This is a genomic window from Streptomyces chryseus, from assembly GCF_014650755.1.
GTDB lineage: Bacteria > Actinomycetota > Actinomycetes > Streptomycetales > Streptomycetaceae > Streptomyces > Streptomyces chryseus.
In genome coordinates, this window is record NZ_BMVO01000006.1 from 92478 (window position 1) to 108335 (window position 15858).

The following is a 15858-nucleotide window of genomic DNA, read 5'->3' on the forward strand; positions in this document are numbered from 1 at the left end:
GTGTGTTTCTCGCCAGGTTTCACCACGCCCACACAAATTCTCCATGCATGACCCCACTATGTGATCCGACAGAGCGGGAAGCGCGCGGCGGTGTCCGGGCGCCCATTCCGCTGGGGGAGGGGCACGCCGGTCGCACGTCCGGCATGCCCTTTGCGGGAAGGGACCCATGCACCTCAGAAGCCGTACGGCCCGATGGGCCGTGAGATCCACGCTGTCCGCAGCGCTGGCCACGACCCTGTTCGCGCCGGCGCACACGGCCGCGGCGGCGCCCGCGCCGCGCGTCGACCTGCGCGTACTGGTGGTGAGCGACGGAGGCCCCGCCACCGCGGCGATCGCCGCCGAACTCGACGGCGCGGGCACGCCGTACACGGTCCTGGACCTGACCCGCCAGGACCGCCCCGTGATCAACGGCGGCTATCTCGCCGACACGGTCGACGGCCGTCCGCGGGCCAAGTTCCAGGCCGTGGTACTGCCCAACGACAACCCGTTCGGGGCCGGTTCCGCCGAGATGGGGGCGCTCGTCGCGTACGAGAAGACCTTCGCCGTCCCCCAGGTGGACGCCTACACCTACGCCCGGCCCGAGGTCGGCCTCGACCACCCGGCCAACGGCGGCTACAGCGGCTCCCTGGACGGGGTGCGCGCCGAGGTGACGCCCGCCGGCGCGGCAGGCCCGTTCGGCTACCTCGACGGCGGCATACCCTTCGAGGACAACTCACCCTCGGTGAGCGAGAGTTACGGGTACGTGGCCAAGCCCCTGCCGGGCGCGGACTTCACCAGCTACGTCGAGGCGCCGCTGCCGGGCACCGGGCAGCGGGGTTCGATCGTCGGCGAGTACCGGCACGACGGCCGCCGCGAGCTGGTCGTCGGCTTCGTCTACAACCAGTACCAGCAGCAGTTCCGGCTTCTCGCCCGCGGCATCGTGGACTGGATGACCCAGGGCGTACGCCTCGGCGCGTCCCGCAACTACTTCGCGGTCCACGTCGACGACGTCTTCGCCGCCGACGACCGCTGGGACACCGAGCTCAACTGCACCCCCGGCGACGTGGACTGCGCGCCCGGCCAGGGCGGTGAGCCCGACCCGATCCGGATGACGGCCGAGGACGCGCGGTACGCGACCGAGTGGTCAGCCGCCAAGGGCTTCACCCTGGACATGGCGTACAACGGCGGCGGCAGCGAGCTCTACAAGGAGGAGCACGGCGGCACCGACCCGCTGGCGCAGCGGCTGACCGCTGACAAGAACGCCTACCGGTGGATCAACCACACGTACAACCACCCCTTCCTCGGCTGCGTGCAGGACGTCTCGGTCGTCCCCTGGGTCTGCGCCAAGAACCCCGACGGAAGCACCAAGTACGTCACCCGCTCCGAGATCTCCACGCAGATCAGGGAGAACCGCGCCTGGGGGCAGCGCGCGGGACTTCCGCTGGCGACCGGCGAGCTGGTGACCGGTGAGCACTCCGGTCTGAAGGTCCTGCCGCAGCAGCCCGACGACAACCCGAACCTCGGGCCCGCCCTCGCGGACAACGCCGTCACCTGGCTCGGCTCGGACAACTCCCGCGACCGCGCCCAGCGGAAGGTCGGCCCGGCGCTCACCGTGCCGCGCTACCCGATGAACATCTTCTACAACGCGGGCCGCACCACCGAGCAGATCGACGAGTACAACTGGATCTACACCAGGGCCTCCGACGGCGGCAGCGGCGTGTGCGAGAGCGCGGCCGGCACCACCTGCCTGCCGGAGCCGCTCGACACGGTCACCGGTTACGCCGACCACATCGTGCCGCTGGAGTCCCGCATCGCCCTCGGCCACGTCCTCGCGAACGACCCCCGGCCGCACTTCATCCACCAGTCCAACCTCGCCGAGGACCGCATCGCCTACCCGGTGCTCGACCGCGTGATCGACGACTACACCGGGCTGTACGCCGCCGACACCCCGCTGGTGAATCTCCGCCAGCAGCAGATCGGCACGGAACTGCGCGACCGGTCCGCGTGGAACACCGCCGTCAAGGCCGGTCAGGTGACCGCGTACCGCATCGGCGACACCGTCACCCTGCGGGCCCCGGGCGGCGTCCGCGCCACCGCCACCATGCCGGCCGGCACCCGGCAGAACATGCTGCTGGGCACCGAGTCCTTCGGCAGCCCGTACGCCGGATCGCTCTCCGGCTGGGTCTCCCCCGGGCTCCTCCAGGACCGGGTGACGCTCACCCTGCCCGCCGGCACCACCGCCCAGGCCGCCACGGCGGACCGGGCCGACCCGGTGGGCAGCGCCGGGCCGCGTCTTCCGGTGCCGGCCGGGGTGCGGCAGAGAGTGCCGTACGGCGTCACCGGCTGACCCGCCCACGACCGCCCGCACCGTTCCGGCCGACACAGCACCAGCATCTCCACGGGGGACCGTCTCGTCATGCCCGATGTACTCCGCGTGCCGCAGTCCGACGCGGCCCGGGTCACCCTCCTCACCGAAGGCACCTATCCGCACAGCCACGGGGGCGTCAGCGTGTGGTGCGACCAACTCGTCCAGGGAATGCCCGACTTCGACTTCCACGTGATCGCGGTGACCGGCACCGGCCGGGAACCGCTCGCCTGGGAGCTGCCGTCCCATGTCGCACCTCCGGTCACCGTCCCCATGTGGGGTCCGGACCCGGTCGGCAGGGCGCCGCGCGGCCGACGCCGCAGGCAGCTGATGGCGGCGTACGAACGCTTCCTGACCGCGCTCCTCGACCCCGGCGCCGAGGACCAGTTCGGCGCCGCGCTGCACGAACTGGCCCGGTCGGCCAGGGACGGGCTGCTCGCACCCGCCCTGCGCACGGACCAGGCCGTCGCCGTCCTGGCCTCCGTGTGGGGCCGCCCCGGCCTGCCGGTGCACGCGGCCCGGCCCACCCTGCACGACGCCCTGACCGCCACCGATCTGCTGGAGCACGCCCTGCGCCCGCTCGCCGCCACGCCGCCCGAACACGGCGTCTGCCACGCGGTGAGCGGCGGCCTGGCGGTCCTGCCCGGGCTCGTCGGGCGGCGGCTGCACGGGGTGCCGCTGCTGCTCACCGAACACGGCGTCTACCTGCGCGAGCGCTACCTCGGCTACCGCACGGGCCCCTACCGGTGGCCGGTCAAGGCGCTGCTCCTCGGCTTCTTCCGGCTGCTCGCCGAGGAGACGTACCGCACGGCGGACCTGATCACCCCGGGCAACCGCTACAACCGGCTCTGGGAGGAACAGGGCGGCGCCGCACCCGAGTTGATACGCACCGTCTACAACGGCGTCGATCCGGCGGCCTTCCCGGCCGCCGGGCCCGAGCCGGACGTCCCCACCCTCAGCTGGGCGGGCCGGGTCGACCCGATCAAGGACCTGGAGACCCTCATCAGGGCCTTCGCCCTGGTCAGGGCCGAGATACCGGACGCGCGGCTGCGGCTCTTCGGCGGCACTCCGCGCGGCGGCGAGGCGTACCGGGAGCGCTGCGAGGCGCTGGCGGCGGAGCTGGGACACGGGGACGCCGTCGTCTTCGAGGGCCGGGTCGAGGACATCCGCGACGCCTACGCGGCGGGCAACGCGGTGATGCTGTCCAGCATCAGCGAGGGCTTCCCGTTCACGCTCATCGAGGCCATGTCCTGCGGGCGGGCCACCGTCTCCACCGACGTCGGCGGCGTGCGGGAGGCCGTCGGCGACACCGGGCTCGTCGTGCCGCCGAGGGAACCGGAGGCCATGGCCCGCGCGGCCCTGGAACTGCTGCGCGACCCGGAGCGCAGGGCCGCCATGGGGCGGGACGCGCGGCTGCGGGTCATCGAGCAGTTCACCCTCCGGCAGACCATCGACACGTTCCGGTCCATCTACACCGAGCTGGCCGCCGGGGGAACGGCCGGAAGCGCGGACCTGCCCGCGTGGCGGGAAGAGCGGCGCGCCGGGGCTCTCGTATGAGCGGCCCGCTGCGCCTGCTGCCGGGCGAGGGCGGCAGCCTGCCCGCCCTGCCCCGGCAGCGGAAGGGGCCCCGGGCGCGGCCGAGCTGGGCCGCCGACCCCATCGACGAACTCGCCGAGCGGCTGATGGAGCCGGTGTCCGCCGCCGTCCACCCGTACGAGGTCGCCGCGCTCCTGGAGTCCGACGGGCTGACGGGCGACCAGATCGGCACCCGCTACGGCCGTCCCGGCCTGTTCGCGCTGGCCGCCGACCTGTACGCCCGGGTGCCCCGGCACTACCCCGAACCGCCGCCGACCGCCGACCCCTGGCGCCCCGACCACCTGCGGTGCGCCGTGCGCGGGCTGGTGTTCGCGCTCCCGGGACTGGCCTACGTACTGGGCTCCGGGCTGCTGGGGGGCGAGGGGGCCGTCACCGGGCTGGTCGCCGCCGGGCTGGTGGCCTGGGCGTGGAACCAGGCGCTCAGCCACCGTGCCTACCTGCGGCTGGGCACCGCCGGTGCGGCGGCCGCGGGGCGCACGCTGCGGCTCGGCGCTCCCGCCGGGGCGCTGACGGCCTCGGTGGCGGGCCTGGTCCTCGCGGGGCCGGGGCAGGCCGGCGCCTTCTCCGCCGGGCAGTCCTGCTACCTCGGCGCGGCGACCGTACTCCTGGTCCTCGGCCGCGAACGGACCCTGCTGCTGGCGTTGCTGCCGGTGGCCGGGGGCGCCGTCGCCACCCTGTGGTGGCAGCCGCCGGCCGTCGTGGCGGTGGCCCCGCTGCTCGCCACCGTCGTCCTCGCGACGCTCGCCGCCGCCCACGGGGTACGGGCCGCGCTGCGCTCGGGCCCCGTGGCCGCCGGCGCCGCGCCGGGGCTGGCGGTGTCGCTGCCGTACGGGCTGTTCGGTCTCGCCGCCGGGGTGCTCGCGATGCTCACGGGGGCGGCGGACCCGTACGCCGTCGTCGTCCTCACGCTCAGCATGGGCTTCGCCGAGTGGCTGCTCTACCGCTACCGGGGCCTGGCCGTAGCGGCCCTGCGCGCCAGCACCGCACCGCGTGACTTCCGGCTGCGGGCCGCCCGCGCCCTGGCGCTGTGCCTGGGCGCGTACGTCGCCCTGCTGGCCGCCGGCGCCCTGCTCACCGGGAGCGGCCCTGCTCCCCTGCTCGGCCTCGGGGCGGTGCTGTGGACCGCCCTGCTGCTCCAGGCGTTCGGGGTGGCCTGGCCGCCCGCGGCGGTCTGTCTGGCGGCGGCCGCGGCGGAGGCCGCCGCCCCGGCGGCGGGGCTGCCCACCGGTCTGGCCCAGCCGGTCTGCCGCACCGTCGCGGCCCTCGTCCTCCTGTACCTGGCCTGCCGGATCCTCGGCCGGCCCACCGCACACCGCTGAATCCGCGAACCGCTCACCTTCCCGCATTACCGTCACCGACAGAGGAGCACCCCTGTGACCGCACCAGCCTCGTCACTCGTCGCCGTCACCGGCGCCGAGGGCTTCATCGGCTCCCACCTCACCGAGGCGCTCGTCGCGGCCGGCCACCGGGTCCGCGCCATGGCCCAGTACAACTCCTTCTCCTCCTACGGGTGGCTGGAGACCCTGTCCGCCGAGACGCTCGACCAGGTCGAGATCGTCCTCGGCGACGTCCGCGACCCGGGCTCGGTCAACCAGCTGATCGAAGGCGCCGAGGCCGTGTACCACCTGGCCGCCCTCATCGCGATCCCCTACTCCTACCAGGCCCCGCACAGTTACGTGGACACCAACGTGACGGGCACCCTCAACGTCCTGGAAGCGGTGCGCCGGCAGGGCACCCCGCGCCTCGTGCACACCTCGACGAGCGAGACGTACGGCACCGCGCAGACCGTGCCGATCACCGAGGACCACCCGATCAGCACCCAGTCGCCGTACGCCGCGTCGAAGGCGGGCGGCGACCGGCTCGCCGACAGCTACCACGCGAGCTTCGCCACCCCCGTCGTGACCCTGCGCCCCTTCAACACCTTCGGGCCGCGCCAGTCGATGCGGGCGGTCATCCCGACCGTCATCGGGCAGGTCGCCGCCGGGGAGCGGACGATCACCCTCGGAGACCTGCGTCCCACCCGTGACTTCCTGTACGTGAAGGACACCGCCCGCGCCTTCCTCGCCGTCGGCACCGCGCCCGCCGAGGCGGTCGTGGGGCGGACCTTCAACGCCGGCACCGGCGGGGAGATCTCGGTGGGCGAACTCACCCGGCTCATCGGCAAGCTGATGGACGCCGACCTCGACGTACGCGAGGACGAACAGCGCATCCGCCCGGCCAACTCCGAGGTGATGCGCCTGGTGGCGGACGCCACCCGGCTGCGCACCGCCACCGGCTGGAAGCCCCTGGCCGACCTGGAGGAAGGGCTCGGCCACACCATCGACTTCTTCCGCGACCCCGGCAACCTCTCCCGCTACAAGACCGGCATCTACAACATCTGACCACGACCGCACGCGACGTACAGGGGACTTCCATGCATGCAGTGATCCTCGCCGGTGGCAAGGGCGTTCGGCTGCGGCCGTACACGACGGCGCTTCCCAAACCGCTCGTGCCCATCGGCGACCAGCACGCGATCCTGGAGATCGTGCTCCGGCAGCTGGCCGCGAGCGGCTTCACCAGCTGCACGATAGCCATCGGTCATCTGGGCCACATCATCCGCGCGTACGTCGGCAACGGCTCCCAGTGGGGCCTGCGCGTGGGGTACTCCACCGAGGACAGCCCGCTCGGCACGATGGGCCCCCTGCTCACCATGATGGACAGGCTCCCGGACGACTTCCTGGTGATGAACGGCGACATCCTCACCGACCTCGACTACGCCGAGGTCGTCCGGTCGCACCAGGCCTCCGGGGCCCCGCTCACCGTCGCCACGTACGCCCGCAAGGTCGCCATCGACTTCGGCGTCCTGACGACCGAAGGGGGCCGGGTCACCGGTTTCGCGGAGAAGCCGAGCATGGACTACCGGGTCTCCATGGGCGTGTACGGACTCTCCCGGGAGACCCTCGCCGGGTACACGCCGGGCCTGCCGCTCGGCTTCGACGAACTGGTCCTCGACCTGCTCGCCGCCGAGAAGCCCCCGCACGCCTACGAGTTCGACGGCTACTGGCTCGACATCGGACGCCCCGACGACTACGACCGGGCCAACGCGGAGTTCACCACGCACCGCGGCCTGCTCCTCAAGGGTGCGTGAGCGGCAGATGCGCGTTCTCGTCCTGGGCTCCACCGGGTTCCTGGGCGGGCACACCGCCGAGCGGCTGCGCGCCCTGCCGGGCGTGCGGCTGCTCGTCGGCGGCCGGTCCCCGGCCGCCGGTGTGCCGCTCGATCTGACCGCCGCCCCCGACGTCCTCGCGGACGCGCTGCGCACGGCGGCGCCCGACGTCGTCGTCAACTGCGCGGGCCTGGTGACGGGCAGCGCGGTGCGGCTGACCGACGTCAACGCCCGCGGGCCGGCCGCGCTCTGCGAGGCGATGGGCGCGGCGGCGCCCGGCGCACGCCTCGTCCATCTCGGCTCGGCGGCCGAGTACGGCCCGACCGCGCCCGGCGAAGCCGTCGCCGAGGACGCGCCGACCCGCCCCCAGGGCCCGTACGGGGCGACGAAGCTCGCCGGCACGGCGGCCGTGACGGCCGCCGGTCTCGACGCCGTCGTCCTGCGGGTGTTCAACCCGGTCGGGCCCGGCGCGCCGGCCGCCGGGCTGCCCGGACGGCTCGCCGGGGAACTGCGCCGGGCCCGGAAGTCGGGGACCGTCCGGGTCGGCGACCTGTCGGCGTACCGCGACTTCGTGGACGTACGGGACGTGGCGCGGGCCGCCGTCCTGGCGGCGACGGCTCCCGGGCCGCTGCCGGCCGTGCTCAACATCGGCAGCGGCCGGGCCACCGTGGTCCGCGAGATCGCCGAGGGGCTGGTGCGGGCCGCCGGGTTCGCCGGCCGCGTCGAGGAGACGAGCAGCGGCTCGGCCCGTTCGTCGGAGGTGTCCTGGCAGTGCGCGGACATCACGGCGGCGCGGGCCGCGCTCGGCTGGGAGCCGGGGCGGGTGCTCGCCGACTCGCTGTCCGACCTGTGGCGGGCGGGCCCGGCGGGGGCCCCCGTCCCGGCGACCCGGTGAGCGTGCGGCCCGAGCCGGCGCCGGCGCAGCCGGCGAAGCTGCTCGTGCCCATGTACGTGCACCCGGCCGTCGACCCCGGCGCCTGGTGGACGCTCGTCGAGTCCGCGCCCCTGCTGTACGGCGTGGTGCTCAACATCGCGGACGGCCCCGGCCACGCGCCGGAGCCGTCCTTCGCCGCCGCCGCCCGCGCTCTGCGGGCGGCGGGGGTGCCGCTGCTCGGGTACGCCGACACCGACTACGGCCGGCGTCCGCTGCGGGCGGTCGCGGCCGACTTCGACCGGTACCGCGACTGGTACGCCACCGACGGCTTCTTCCTGGACCAGGCCGCCTGCGCGCCCGGGGCGGTGCGCCACTACCGGCGCCTCGCCCGGGCGGCGCGCTCCCGGGGCGGTCGTACGGTCGTCCTCAACCCCGGTGTCCACCCGGCCCCGGGCTACGCGGCGGTCGCCGATCTGCTCGTCACCTTCGAAGGCGACTGGGCCGCGTACTCGGCTGCGCCCGCCGCCCCCGCCTGGACCGCGGCGCACCCGCCGGAACGGTTCTGCCACCTCGTCCACGGCGTACCGGCCGGACTGTGCGCCCTCGCCGCCCGGACAGCCGCGCTGCGCCGCGCCGCCGTGCACTGCGCGGTCCCCGGCCACGGTCCCAACCCCTGGTCGCTCCTGCCGCCCGTACTGCACCGGAAGGCTTCATGACCCGCGCGCGCCCGCTGTGGCTGCTGTGCCTGCTGGCCCTGCTGGCGGCCTGTTCGGCGCCCGATCCGGAGCCGCCCCCCGTCCGGCCGTGGCGGCCGGCCGTCGGCACGGCCTGGCAGTGGCAGCTCGACGGGCACGTCGACGGCCGGGTCGACGTGCCCGTCTACGACATCGACGGATTCGAGAACGACGCGCGAACGGTGCGCCGGCTGCACCGCGACGGCCGCAAGGTCATCTGCTACATCAACGCCGGGGCCTGGGAGTCGTTCCGTCCCGACCGGCGGGACTTCCCCGCCTCCGTCCTGGGCCGCGGCAACGGGTGGGGCGGCGAACGCTGGCTCGACATCCGCCGGCTGGACGTCCTGCGCCCGCTGATGGCCAAGCGCTTCGACATGTGCCGGGAGAAGGGCTTCGACGCGGTCGAGCCGGATCTCATGGACGGCTACCTCAACGACACGGGCTTCCCGCTGACCGCCGCCGACCAGCTCGCGTACAACCGCATGCTCGCCCGCCTCGCCCACGCGCGGGGCATGTCGGTGGGCCTGAAGAACGACCTGCCGCAGATCCCTTCCCTGGTCCGGGACTTCGACTTCGCCGTGAACGAGGAGTGCGCGCAGTACGGCGAATGCACGGCCCTCGCGCCCTTCGTGAACGCGGGCAAGGCGGTCCTGCACGTCGAGTACGCCGTTGCCGTCGGCGACTTCTGCGCGCGTGCGCGCAAGCTCGGATTCAGCTCGATGCGCAAGAAGCTGGACCTGGGCGTGTGGCGGCAGCCGTGTTGACGCGACCGGGCCGCCCGGGGCGCGTTCGTGACCGTACGGGCCGGGGCGGTGATCCTCGCGACGGGCGCGGCCGGACGGCTCGGGCTGCCCGCCTCCGGTTACCTCTACGGCACGTACGAGAACCCCACCAACGCCGGTGACGGCTACGCCATGGCCTACCACGCGGGCGCCGAGATCACCGGCATCGAGTGCTTCCAGATCAACCCGCTGATCAAGGACTAGAACGGCCCGGCGTGCGCCTACGTCGCCAACCCCTTCGGCGGCTACCAGGTCAACCGGCACGGCGAACGCTTCGTCGACTCGGACTACTGGTCGGGCCGGATGATGGCCGAGTTCAGGGACGAGCTGGCCTCCGACCGGGGGCCGGTCTACCTGAAGCTCAGCCATCTGCCCGAGGAGTCGGTGACGGCGCCGGAGAACATCCTGCACTCGACCGAGCGCCCCACCCGGGGCACCTTCCACGCGGGCCGGGGGCACGACTACCGCACGCACGACATCGAGATGCACATCTCCGAGATCGGCCTGTGCGGCGGCCACTCGGCCTCGGGCGTACGGGTCGACGACCACGCCCGCGCCACCGTGCCCGGCCTGTACGCCGCCGGCGACCTGGCCTGCGTCCCGCACAACTACATGATCGGCGCGTTCGTCTTCGGTGGCCTGGCCGGACAGGACGCCGCGGGGCAGCGCGCGTACGCGGGCGACCTTCCCCTCGAACAGCTGCGGGAGGCGCACGAGTTGGTCTACCGGCCGCTGCGCAGCCCGGACGGGCCGCCGCAGACGCAGGTCGAGTACAAACTCCGCCGGTTCGTGCACGACTACGTGGCGCCGCCCAAGTCCGGCGCCCGGTTGTCCCTCGCGGTGGAGCACTTCGTGCGCATGCGGACCGAGATCGCCGGCATGGGCGCGACCACGCCGCACGAGCTGATGCGCTGCGCGGAGGTGAGCTTCATCCGGGACTGCGCCGAGATGGCCGCCCGCGCGTCGCTGACGCGCACGGAGTCCCGCTGGGGCCTGTACCACGAGCGTACGGACCACCCCCGGCGGGACGACCAGGGCTGGCTGCACCACCTGGACCTGCGCAAGTCGGCTTCCGGGGCGATGGAGTTCACCGCGCGGCCGGTGGAGCCGTATCTCGTTCCCGTCGACGAGTACGCACCGGCCGGCGGCCCGTCGCGGCACCTGGGCGAGGTCGCGCTAGGCGACGGGCACGTCGCCGCCGCACCCGGGGTCAGCCGGCCACCAGTTCGCGGTGGTGGCGCAGGGCGACCTGCGGGTGGGCCCGTATCCAGCCCTTGAGTTCGTTGCGCCCGTACTCGGCGTGCAACGGGTTGGCGGCGTCGTGCGCGATGCCCGGCGCGTGCCGCAGGTAGGGGCCGGGCACGGTGTCGACGACCGCGTCGAGGCGCGGGTTGTAGAAGAACGGCACCGAGTAGCGCTCCACCGCGCCCGGCGGGCTGACGACCCGGTGGTCGGTCGCCGACAGATAGCCCTCGGTCGCGATCTCCAGCAGCTCGCCCAGGTTCACCACGAACGCCCCCGGCAGCGGCGGCACGTCGAGGAACCCGTCGCCCTGGCGCACCTGGAGGCCGCCCACGTCGTCCTGGAGCAGCAGGGTGAGAAAGCCGTAGTCCTTGTGCGCACCCACGCCCTGGCCGGTTCCGGACGGAGCGGATCCCGGGTAGCGGATCAGTTTGGTGTGCAGGTGGGGGCGGTCGGCGAACGCCTCGTCGAAGAAGTCGGCGGGCGCCCCCACGGCCGTCAGCAGGGCGCGCAGCAGCCGGTGGGCCACCGCCGCCAGCCGCTCCTGCCAGGCCAGCACGGCCGTGCGCAGTTCCGGCAGGGCGGCGGGCCACTGGTTGGGGCCCTCCAGCCACAGGTACGCCGGGTCGCCCGGGCCGACGGCGATCGCGTCCCGCTCGGCGCCGATGTCGAGCTGGTCGCGCCAGTCGGACCGGCCGCCGGTGAGTTCGTGGCCGATGCGGGTGTAGCCCCTGAAGTGCGGCGAGTTGAGGTTGCTGACCGCCAGCCGGTCGGCCTCGGGCAGCGCGAAGAACGCCTTGGTGAGGGCCAGGAGGCGGGCGGTCTCCGCGTCGCTGATGCCGTGCCCGGTGAGATGGAAGAACCCGACGTCGTGGGCCGCGTCGTGCAGCGCGCGATGGAACGCGGACCGCTTCGCGGGGTCGTCGGCCGAGGACAGATCGATGACGGGCAGCGTCGGGCCCGCAGGAAAATTGGGCATGGACGGCATGATGGCCTTCCGTTTCTGCTGTGACGAGGCCCTGTTCCCGAAGATGGCGGGATCGCGGGGGTACGGAGAAACCGTCGGCAGGGGTGCGCCGGGTGCCGCTGCCCGCGACAGGACCGGTGGTCTGTGAGAAGAGGTCAGTCCTGGGAACGACAGCCGGGACGACAGCCCATGGTCGTGACACGCGCGTAGTCCACATGGCGCCGCATCGCGAGAAAAGTCACGCCCCGAGCCTAACGCAGCAGGTGGGCCCGGACCGGAGACGTACGCCACACCGGCGGCCGGAATCCGGGCAGCCGATAGGCCCGGGCCGGGTGGACCGGCCGGGGGCCCGGCGGGCGTCAGTACGTCAGGGTGCCGGTGGGGAGACGGAGCGCACCGGCGCCCGCTGTTGCCGCGTCTCCTACGACCGGCGGCGGGGCTTGCCGCGCTTGGCGCCCTTGGAGGGGCCGGCGGATCCGCCGCGGGAGCCCTTGCCGGCCGTCTTGCCTGCGGGCTTCCCGCCCGTCCTGCCCGCCGCGGGCTTCCGCTTGGCGTCGCGCGCGTCGGGGGTCTTGCGCTTCTTCGGCTCCGCCGCGGCCGGGGGCCGCCCGCGGGTGCTGTTGACGGTCCGGCCCCGGACGATCCCGATGAACTGCTCCACCAGGTCGGTGGTCGCGTTCTCGGGCCACGACAGCGCGACGCGCGACTGGGGGGCGTCCGACAACGGCCGGTAGGTGAGGTCCTTGCGGTGGTGCAGGCGGGCGAGCGACTGCGGGACGACGAGCACGCCGATGCCAGCCGCCACCAGCTCGACGGCGTCCGCCGTCGTCGCCGGGCGCTCGTTCGCGGGCTGCCCCGGCAGCTGCTCCCAGCCGAGGGTGTCGTCCAGGGGATGCAGCACGATGTCGTCGGCGAGGTCCTCCGTGGACACCTCCTCGGCCGACGTCACGGCGTGGTCCTTGGGAACCACCACGACCGTCGTCTCGGTGTAGAGGGGGATCGCGCTGAGGTCCGTCCGGTCGACCGGCAGCCGTACGAATCCCGCGTCGGCCTCGCCGCGCCGCAGTATGTCGAACGACTCGGCGGCGGAGACGCCCATGAGGGTCAGCGGCACCTCGGGCAGCCTCTCGTTCCAGATCCGCACCCACTTCGTGGGCATCACTCCCGGCACATAGGCGAGGCGGAACGAAGGGGAAGCATCCGAGGCGGTCACCACGCCAGGTTACCGCCACGGTCCGACGTGGTCGGAGGCAGCACGCATGCTCGATACCCTTGGCACCATGACGTCGCACAAGAACACCCAGACCATGAAGCCCGCGACCGCGGCGAAGAAGCTGGGTGTGTACCTCGAGGCCACCCCCGCCGAGTTCCAGGAGGGTGTCGTCTCGCGCACCGAACTGAACACCCTGCAGACCGACCCGCCCGAGTGGCTGCAGGAACTGCGACGCAACGGCCCGCACCCCCGGCCCGTGGTCGCGGCGAAGCTCGGCGTCTCCATCGCCGGTCTCGCCCGCGGCGGAGTGACGGAGCCGCTCACGACCGAGCAGATCGACGCGCTGAAGGCGCAGGCTCCCGAGTGGCTGGAGCAGGAGCGCGCGAACCTGGCCGAGGTCCGCAAGGAAGCGGTCCGCATCAAGGAGAAGAACGCACAGCGGTCCGCATAGGCGCGCCCCTGACCGACCCTCCCCTTCCCCGTCGGGTTGCTTGAGGGCTGACGAGCCGGGAGCGGACTGACGGTCCCGGCGGCGGCACGGCCCGTCCCCCGGCGGCCACTTCCGGCCCGGCCGTGACCGGGCCGGGCTTTCGCCCGAGCCCTCCGTCGGACTTTCCGCGCACCGCCTCCGCCCGGCGGAGCGCGCGCCTCCACTGCCCGCGCCAAGAATCCGACATATGGTGCGTACTGCCGATCTGGTGGCCCAGGAGGAAAGCGTGCCGGAACTCATCGTCAGCGAGTACGACGACCGTCCAGCAGCGGAACAGCCGCACTAGGGGGCGATGCGGCGGGCTGAGCCGCACGGGCGTCGGCAACGGGACCCGAGGCGCATGCGCCGCCGCGACGCCGCCGCCGAAGCCGTCCGCCCACCAGGGCGGCTTTCCGGTCTCCCCCGCTGTCGGCGTCGGCCGAGCGGCAGCCGGAGCCCTTCGGCGACGCGAGGTCGAGCGCACCCCACCGCCGAGCCGACGCCCCCTCCCCCCGCCGGTCCAGGACCGTCGCGAGGCCGGACAGCGTCGGCAGAGCGGCCACCGGCTTTCCGTCCGCACACCCCGCACATCTCTTGCACTAGTCGGCCGGGCGCGTCAGCCCAGTGAGCGGACACTCCGACGGAAGGAAGAGCCCCATGCCCCCGTACACGCAGGACCGGTCGGGCAAGCGCCGGCTGGCCACAGTCACCCTGCTGCTGGTCGCCGCCGCGTCAGCGATGACCACCCTCACCTCGTGCGGCACCGACGACGACGGCGACGGCGCGAGGAGTACGTCGTTCACCCCGCGCCCCACGCCGCCCGACACGTCCTCGTTCTCGGGCACGCCGCCGTCCGCGCATGCCTCCGCGGACGCTTCGGTCCGCGCCTCGGCGTCCGCCGCGGCGTCGTCCGCGTCGGCCGCCGCCTCTTCCTTCGAGGCATCCGTCTCGGCCGAGACGGCCCGCGCCAACGCGGCGGCCACCGCCGAGCTGAAGAAGGTGCGGGGCGGCGGCAACGCGCGGTCCGACGTCTCGCTGACCGGGAAACCGAGGGCTCAGACCGGCGGCGTTCTCGCCGTCGTCGTCAACATCACCAACCGCACCGACCAGCAGGCGTCGTACGCCGTCCAGGTCGACTTCGCCGACCCGTCCGGCAAGGTGGTGGAGACCAGGATCGTCGGCGCGCAGGATCTCGACCCGGGCGAGAAGGTCCAGCCGCTCGCCATCAGCCGCAAGCCCGCCGAACCGGTCCTGGCCCCCCGCATCGCCAAGGCCCAGAGGTACTGAGCACCTGGCAGGCGCGCTCCCCCGCCGGCTCACCGAGGCGTACGCGAGCGACGACGCGGACCGCCACCATCAGCGGGTCGCCCTCTGCGCATGCTGCTGCCGCCCGGGCCTCGGCCCCGGACGCCCGTGGCGGTCGCGACGCCGGGGTGTCGGAGGCGTACCCAAGGCGAGCCGCAGCGGCGAAGGACATCCAGGCAGGCACAATGCGGCGGAAAAGGGGCCGCCATCGTCGGTCCGGACCGCGACGACAACGCACTGCCGGAGGCCGATCACGGTGGACAACCTGCTGCTGCCCGTTCTCTTCGCGCTCGGCGCGGCGCTCAGCAACGCCCTCGCGACCGTGCTCCAGCGCAAAGCGGCGCTGAGTGTGCCCCGCTCCGACGGCCTGCGTGCGGGGCTGCTGCTCGATCTGATGCGCAGGCCCGTCTGGCTGGTCGGCATCCTCGCCGTCGTGGCAGCGGCGCTCTGCCAGGCGGTGGCCCTGGCGACAGGGCCGCTGACGATCGTTCAGCCGCTGTTCGTCCTCGAACTGCCGCTGGCCCTGATCATCGCGTCGCTCCTGCTGAAACGGCACCTGCCCGTGCGCGGCTGGGCGGCCGTGTCCGCCGTGGTGGCGGGACTCGGCATCGCCCTGTTCGCCGCGTCACCTTCCGGCAACCGCACCCATGTCCCACTGGACCGGTGGGTGGTCGCGCTCGCCATCTGCCTGGGCGTCGTCGTCGTGCTCGTCCTGACGGCCGTACGCCGCCCGGAGGGCGGGGCCCGGGCCGCCTGCTTCGGCGCGGCCACCGCCATCGCGTACGCACTCACCGCGGCGCTCATGAAGGCCTCGATGCACATCCTCGACGCCGGTGGCATCACGGCCTTCCTGACCGCCTGGCAGACCTACGCCTTCGCGGTGGTGGGCGCCGGGGCGCTGTTCCTGCTGGAGCACGCCATGCAGGCCGGCCCGCTGGTCGCCTCCCAGCCCGCGCTGACGCTGGGCGACGCCGGCGTGAGCCTGGCCCTCGGCATCACGCTGTACGAGGAGCACGTGCGCTCCGGCTGGTGGCTGGTGCCCGAGATCCTCGGCATCGCCCTGGTCGCGGCGGGCGTGTTCATGCTCTCCCGGCTGCCGATCGCCCGCTCTGTCGTGGCTCCCGACAGCAGCGCGGAGACCGGCGCGAGCGTTCCCTGAGCAGCACACGGCCGGCGCGAGTGTTTCC

13 protein-coding genes and 1 pseudogene are annotated in these 15858 nt (G+C 73.6%); 12 read left to right on the forward strand and 2 right to left on the reverse strand.

Features of this window, described 5'->3' with window-relative positions:
- Positions 1–166: 166 nt before the first annotated feature.
- The 9 genes and pseudogenes from IE185_RS12605 to IE185_RS12645 all read left to right on the forward strand — a co-directional run.
- Positions 167–2326 (forward strand): hypothetical protein, encoded by a 2160-nt coding sequence (locus tag IE185_RS12605; protein WP_373303717.1) that lies wholly within the window; start codon positions 167–169, stop codon positions 2324–2326.
- A gap of 69 nt (positions 2327–2395) precedes the next feature.
- Positions 2396–3901 (forward strand): GT4 family glycosyltransferase PelF, encoded by a 1506-nt coding sequence (gene pelF / locus IE185_RS12610; RefSeq protein ID WP_138895051.1) that lies wholly within the window; start codon positions 2396–2398, stop codon positions 3899–3901.
- The gene (locus IE185_RS12615) at positions 3898–5259 is read left to right on the forward strand and encodes a hypothetical protein (protein ID WP_138895050.1); all 1362 of its coding nucleotides are present in this window, start codon (positions 3898–3900) and stop codon (positions 5257–5259) included. The genes pelF and IE185_RS12615 overlap by 4 nt, the downstream gene beginning before the upstream one ends.
- 54 nt (positions 5260–5313) lie before the next feature.
- Positions 5314–6321, forward strand: coding sequence for an SDR family NAD(P)-dependent oxidoreductase (locus IE185_RS12620; RefSeq protein WP_138895049.1), 1008 nt, complete (start codon positions 5314–5316; stop codon positions 6319–6321).
- Between the two features lie 32 nt (positions 6322–6353).
- Positions 6354–7067, forward strand: a complete 714-nt coding sequence (locus tag IE185_RS12625; protein ID WP_138895048.1) for a nucleotidyltransferase family protein — start codon at positions 6354–6356, stop codon at positions 7065–7067.
- A 7-nt stretch (positions 7068–7074) separates the two neighbouring features.
- Complete coding sequence (locus IE185_RS12630) at positions 7075–7980, forward strand: NAD-dependent epimerase/dehydratase family protein (RefSeq protein ID WP_138895047.1); 906 nt, start codon at positions 7075–7077, stop codon at positions 7978–7980.
- Complete coding sequence (locus IE185_RS12635; protein ID WP_373303718.1) at positions 7977–8675, forward strand: spherulation-specific family 4 protein; 699 nt, start codon at positions 7977–7979, stop codon at positions 8673–8675. Before IE185_RS12630 ends, IE185_RS12635 begins: the two co-directional genes overlap by 4 nt.
- Positions 8672–9457 carry an endo alpha-1,4 polygalactosaminidase gene (locus IE185_RS12640; RefSeq protein WP_138895046.1) on the forward strand — a complete coding sequence of 262 codons (786 nt, stop codon included), beginning with the start codon at positions 8672–8674 and terminating at the stop codon, positions 9455–9457. The genes IE185_RS12635 and IE185_RS12640 overlap by 4 nt, the downstream gene beginning before the upstream one ends.
- Positions 9458–9475: 18 nt before the next feature.
- Positions 9476–10744, forward strand: a pseudogene (locus tag IE185_RS12645) (FAD-binding protein); the annotation flags it as partial.
- On the opposite strand, the gene IE185_RS12650 reads toward IE185_RS12645, so the two are convergent.
- On the reverse strand, positions 10686–11696 hold the full coding sequence (locus tag IE185_RS12650) for an isopenicillin N synthase family dioxygenase (protein ID WP_138895045.1): 1011 nt from the start codon (positions 11694–11696) through the stop codon (positions 10686–10688). The pseudogene IE185_RS12645 and the gene IE185_RS12650 overlap by 59 nt on opposite strands.
- Positions 11697–12105: 409 nt before the next feature.
- Complete coding sequence (locus tag IE185_RS12655) at positions 12106–12897, reverse strand: LysR family substrate-binding domain-containing protein (RefSeq protein WP_138895044.1); 792 nt, start codon at positions 12895–12897, stop codon at positions 12106–12108.
- Between the two features lie 67 nt (positions 12898–12964).
- Between IE185_RS12655 and IE185_RS12660 the strand changes: the two genes are divergently transcribed.
- The 3 genes from IE185_RS12660 (at position 12965) to IE185_RS12670 (ending at position 15830) form a co-directional block, all read left to right on the forward strand.
- Positions 12965–13348 (forward strand): DUF5997 family protein, encoded by a 384-nt coding sequence (locus tag IE185_RS12660; protein ID WP_138895043.1) that lies wholly within the window; start codon positions 12965–12967, stop codon positions 13346–13348.
- A 675-nt stretch (positions 13349–14023) separates the two neighbouring features.
- Positions 14024–14653, forward strand: coding sequence for a hypothetical protein (locus IE185_RS12665; RefSeq protein ID WP_138898456.1), 630 nt, complete (start codon positions 14024–14026; stop codon positions 14651–14653).
- A 274-nt stretch (positions 14654–14927) separates the two neighbouring features.
- Positions 14928–15830: a DMT family transporter gene (locus IE185_RS12670; protein WP_138898457.1), complete on the forward strand. Its 903-nt coding sequence runs from the start codon at positions 14928–14930 to the stop codon at positions 15828–15830.
- The last annotated feature ends 28 nt before the right edge of the window (positions 15831–15858 follow it).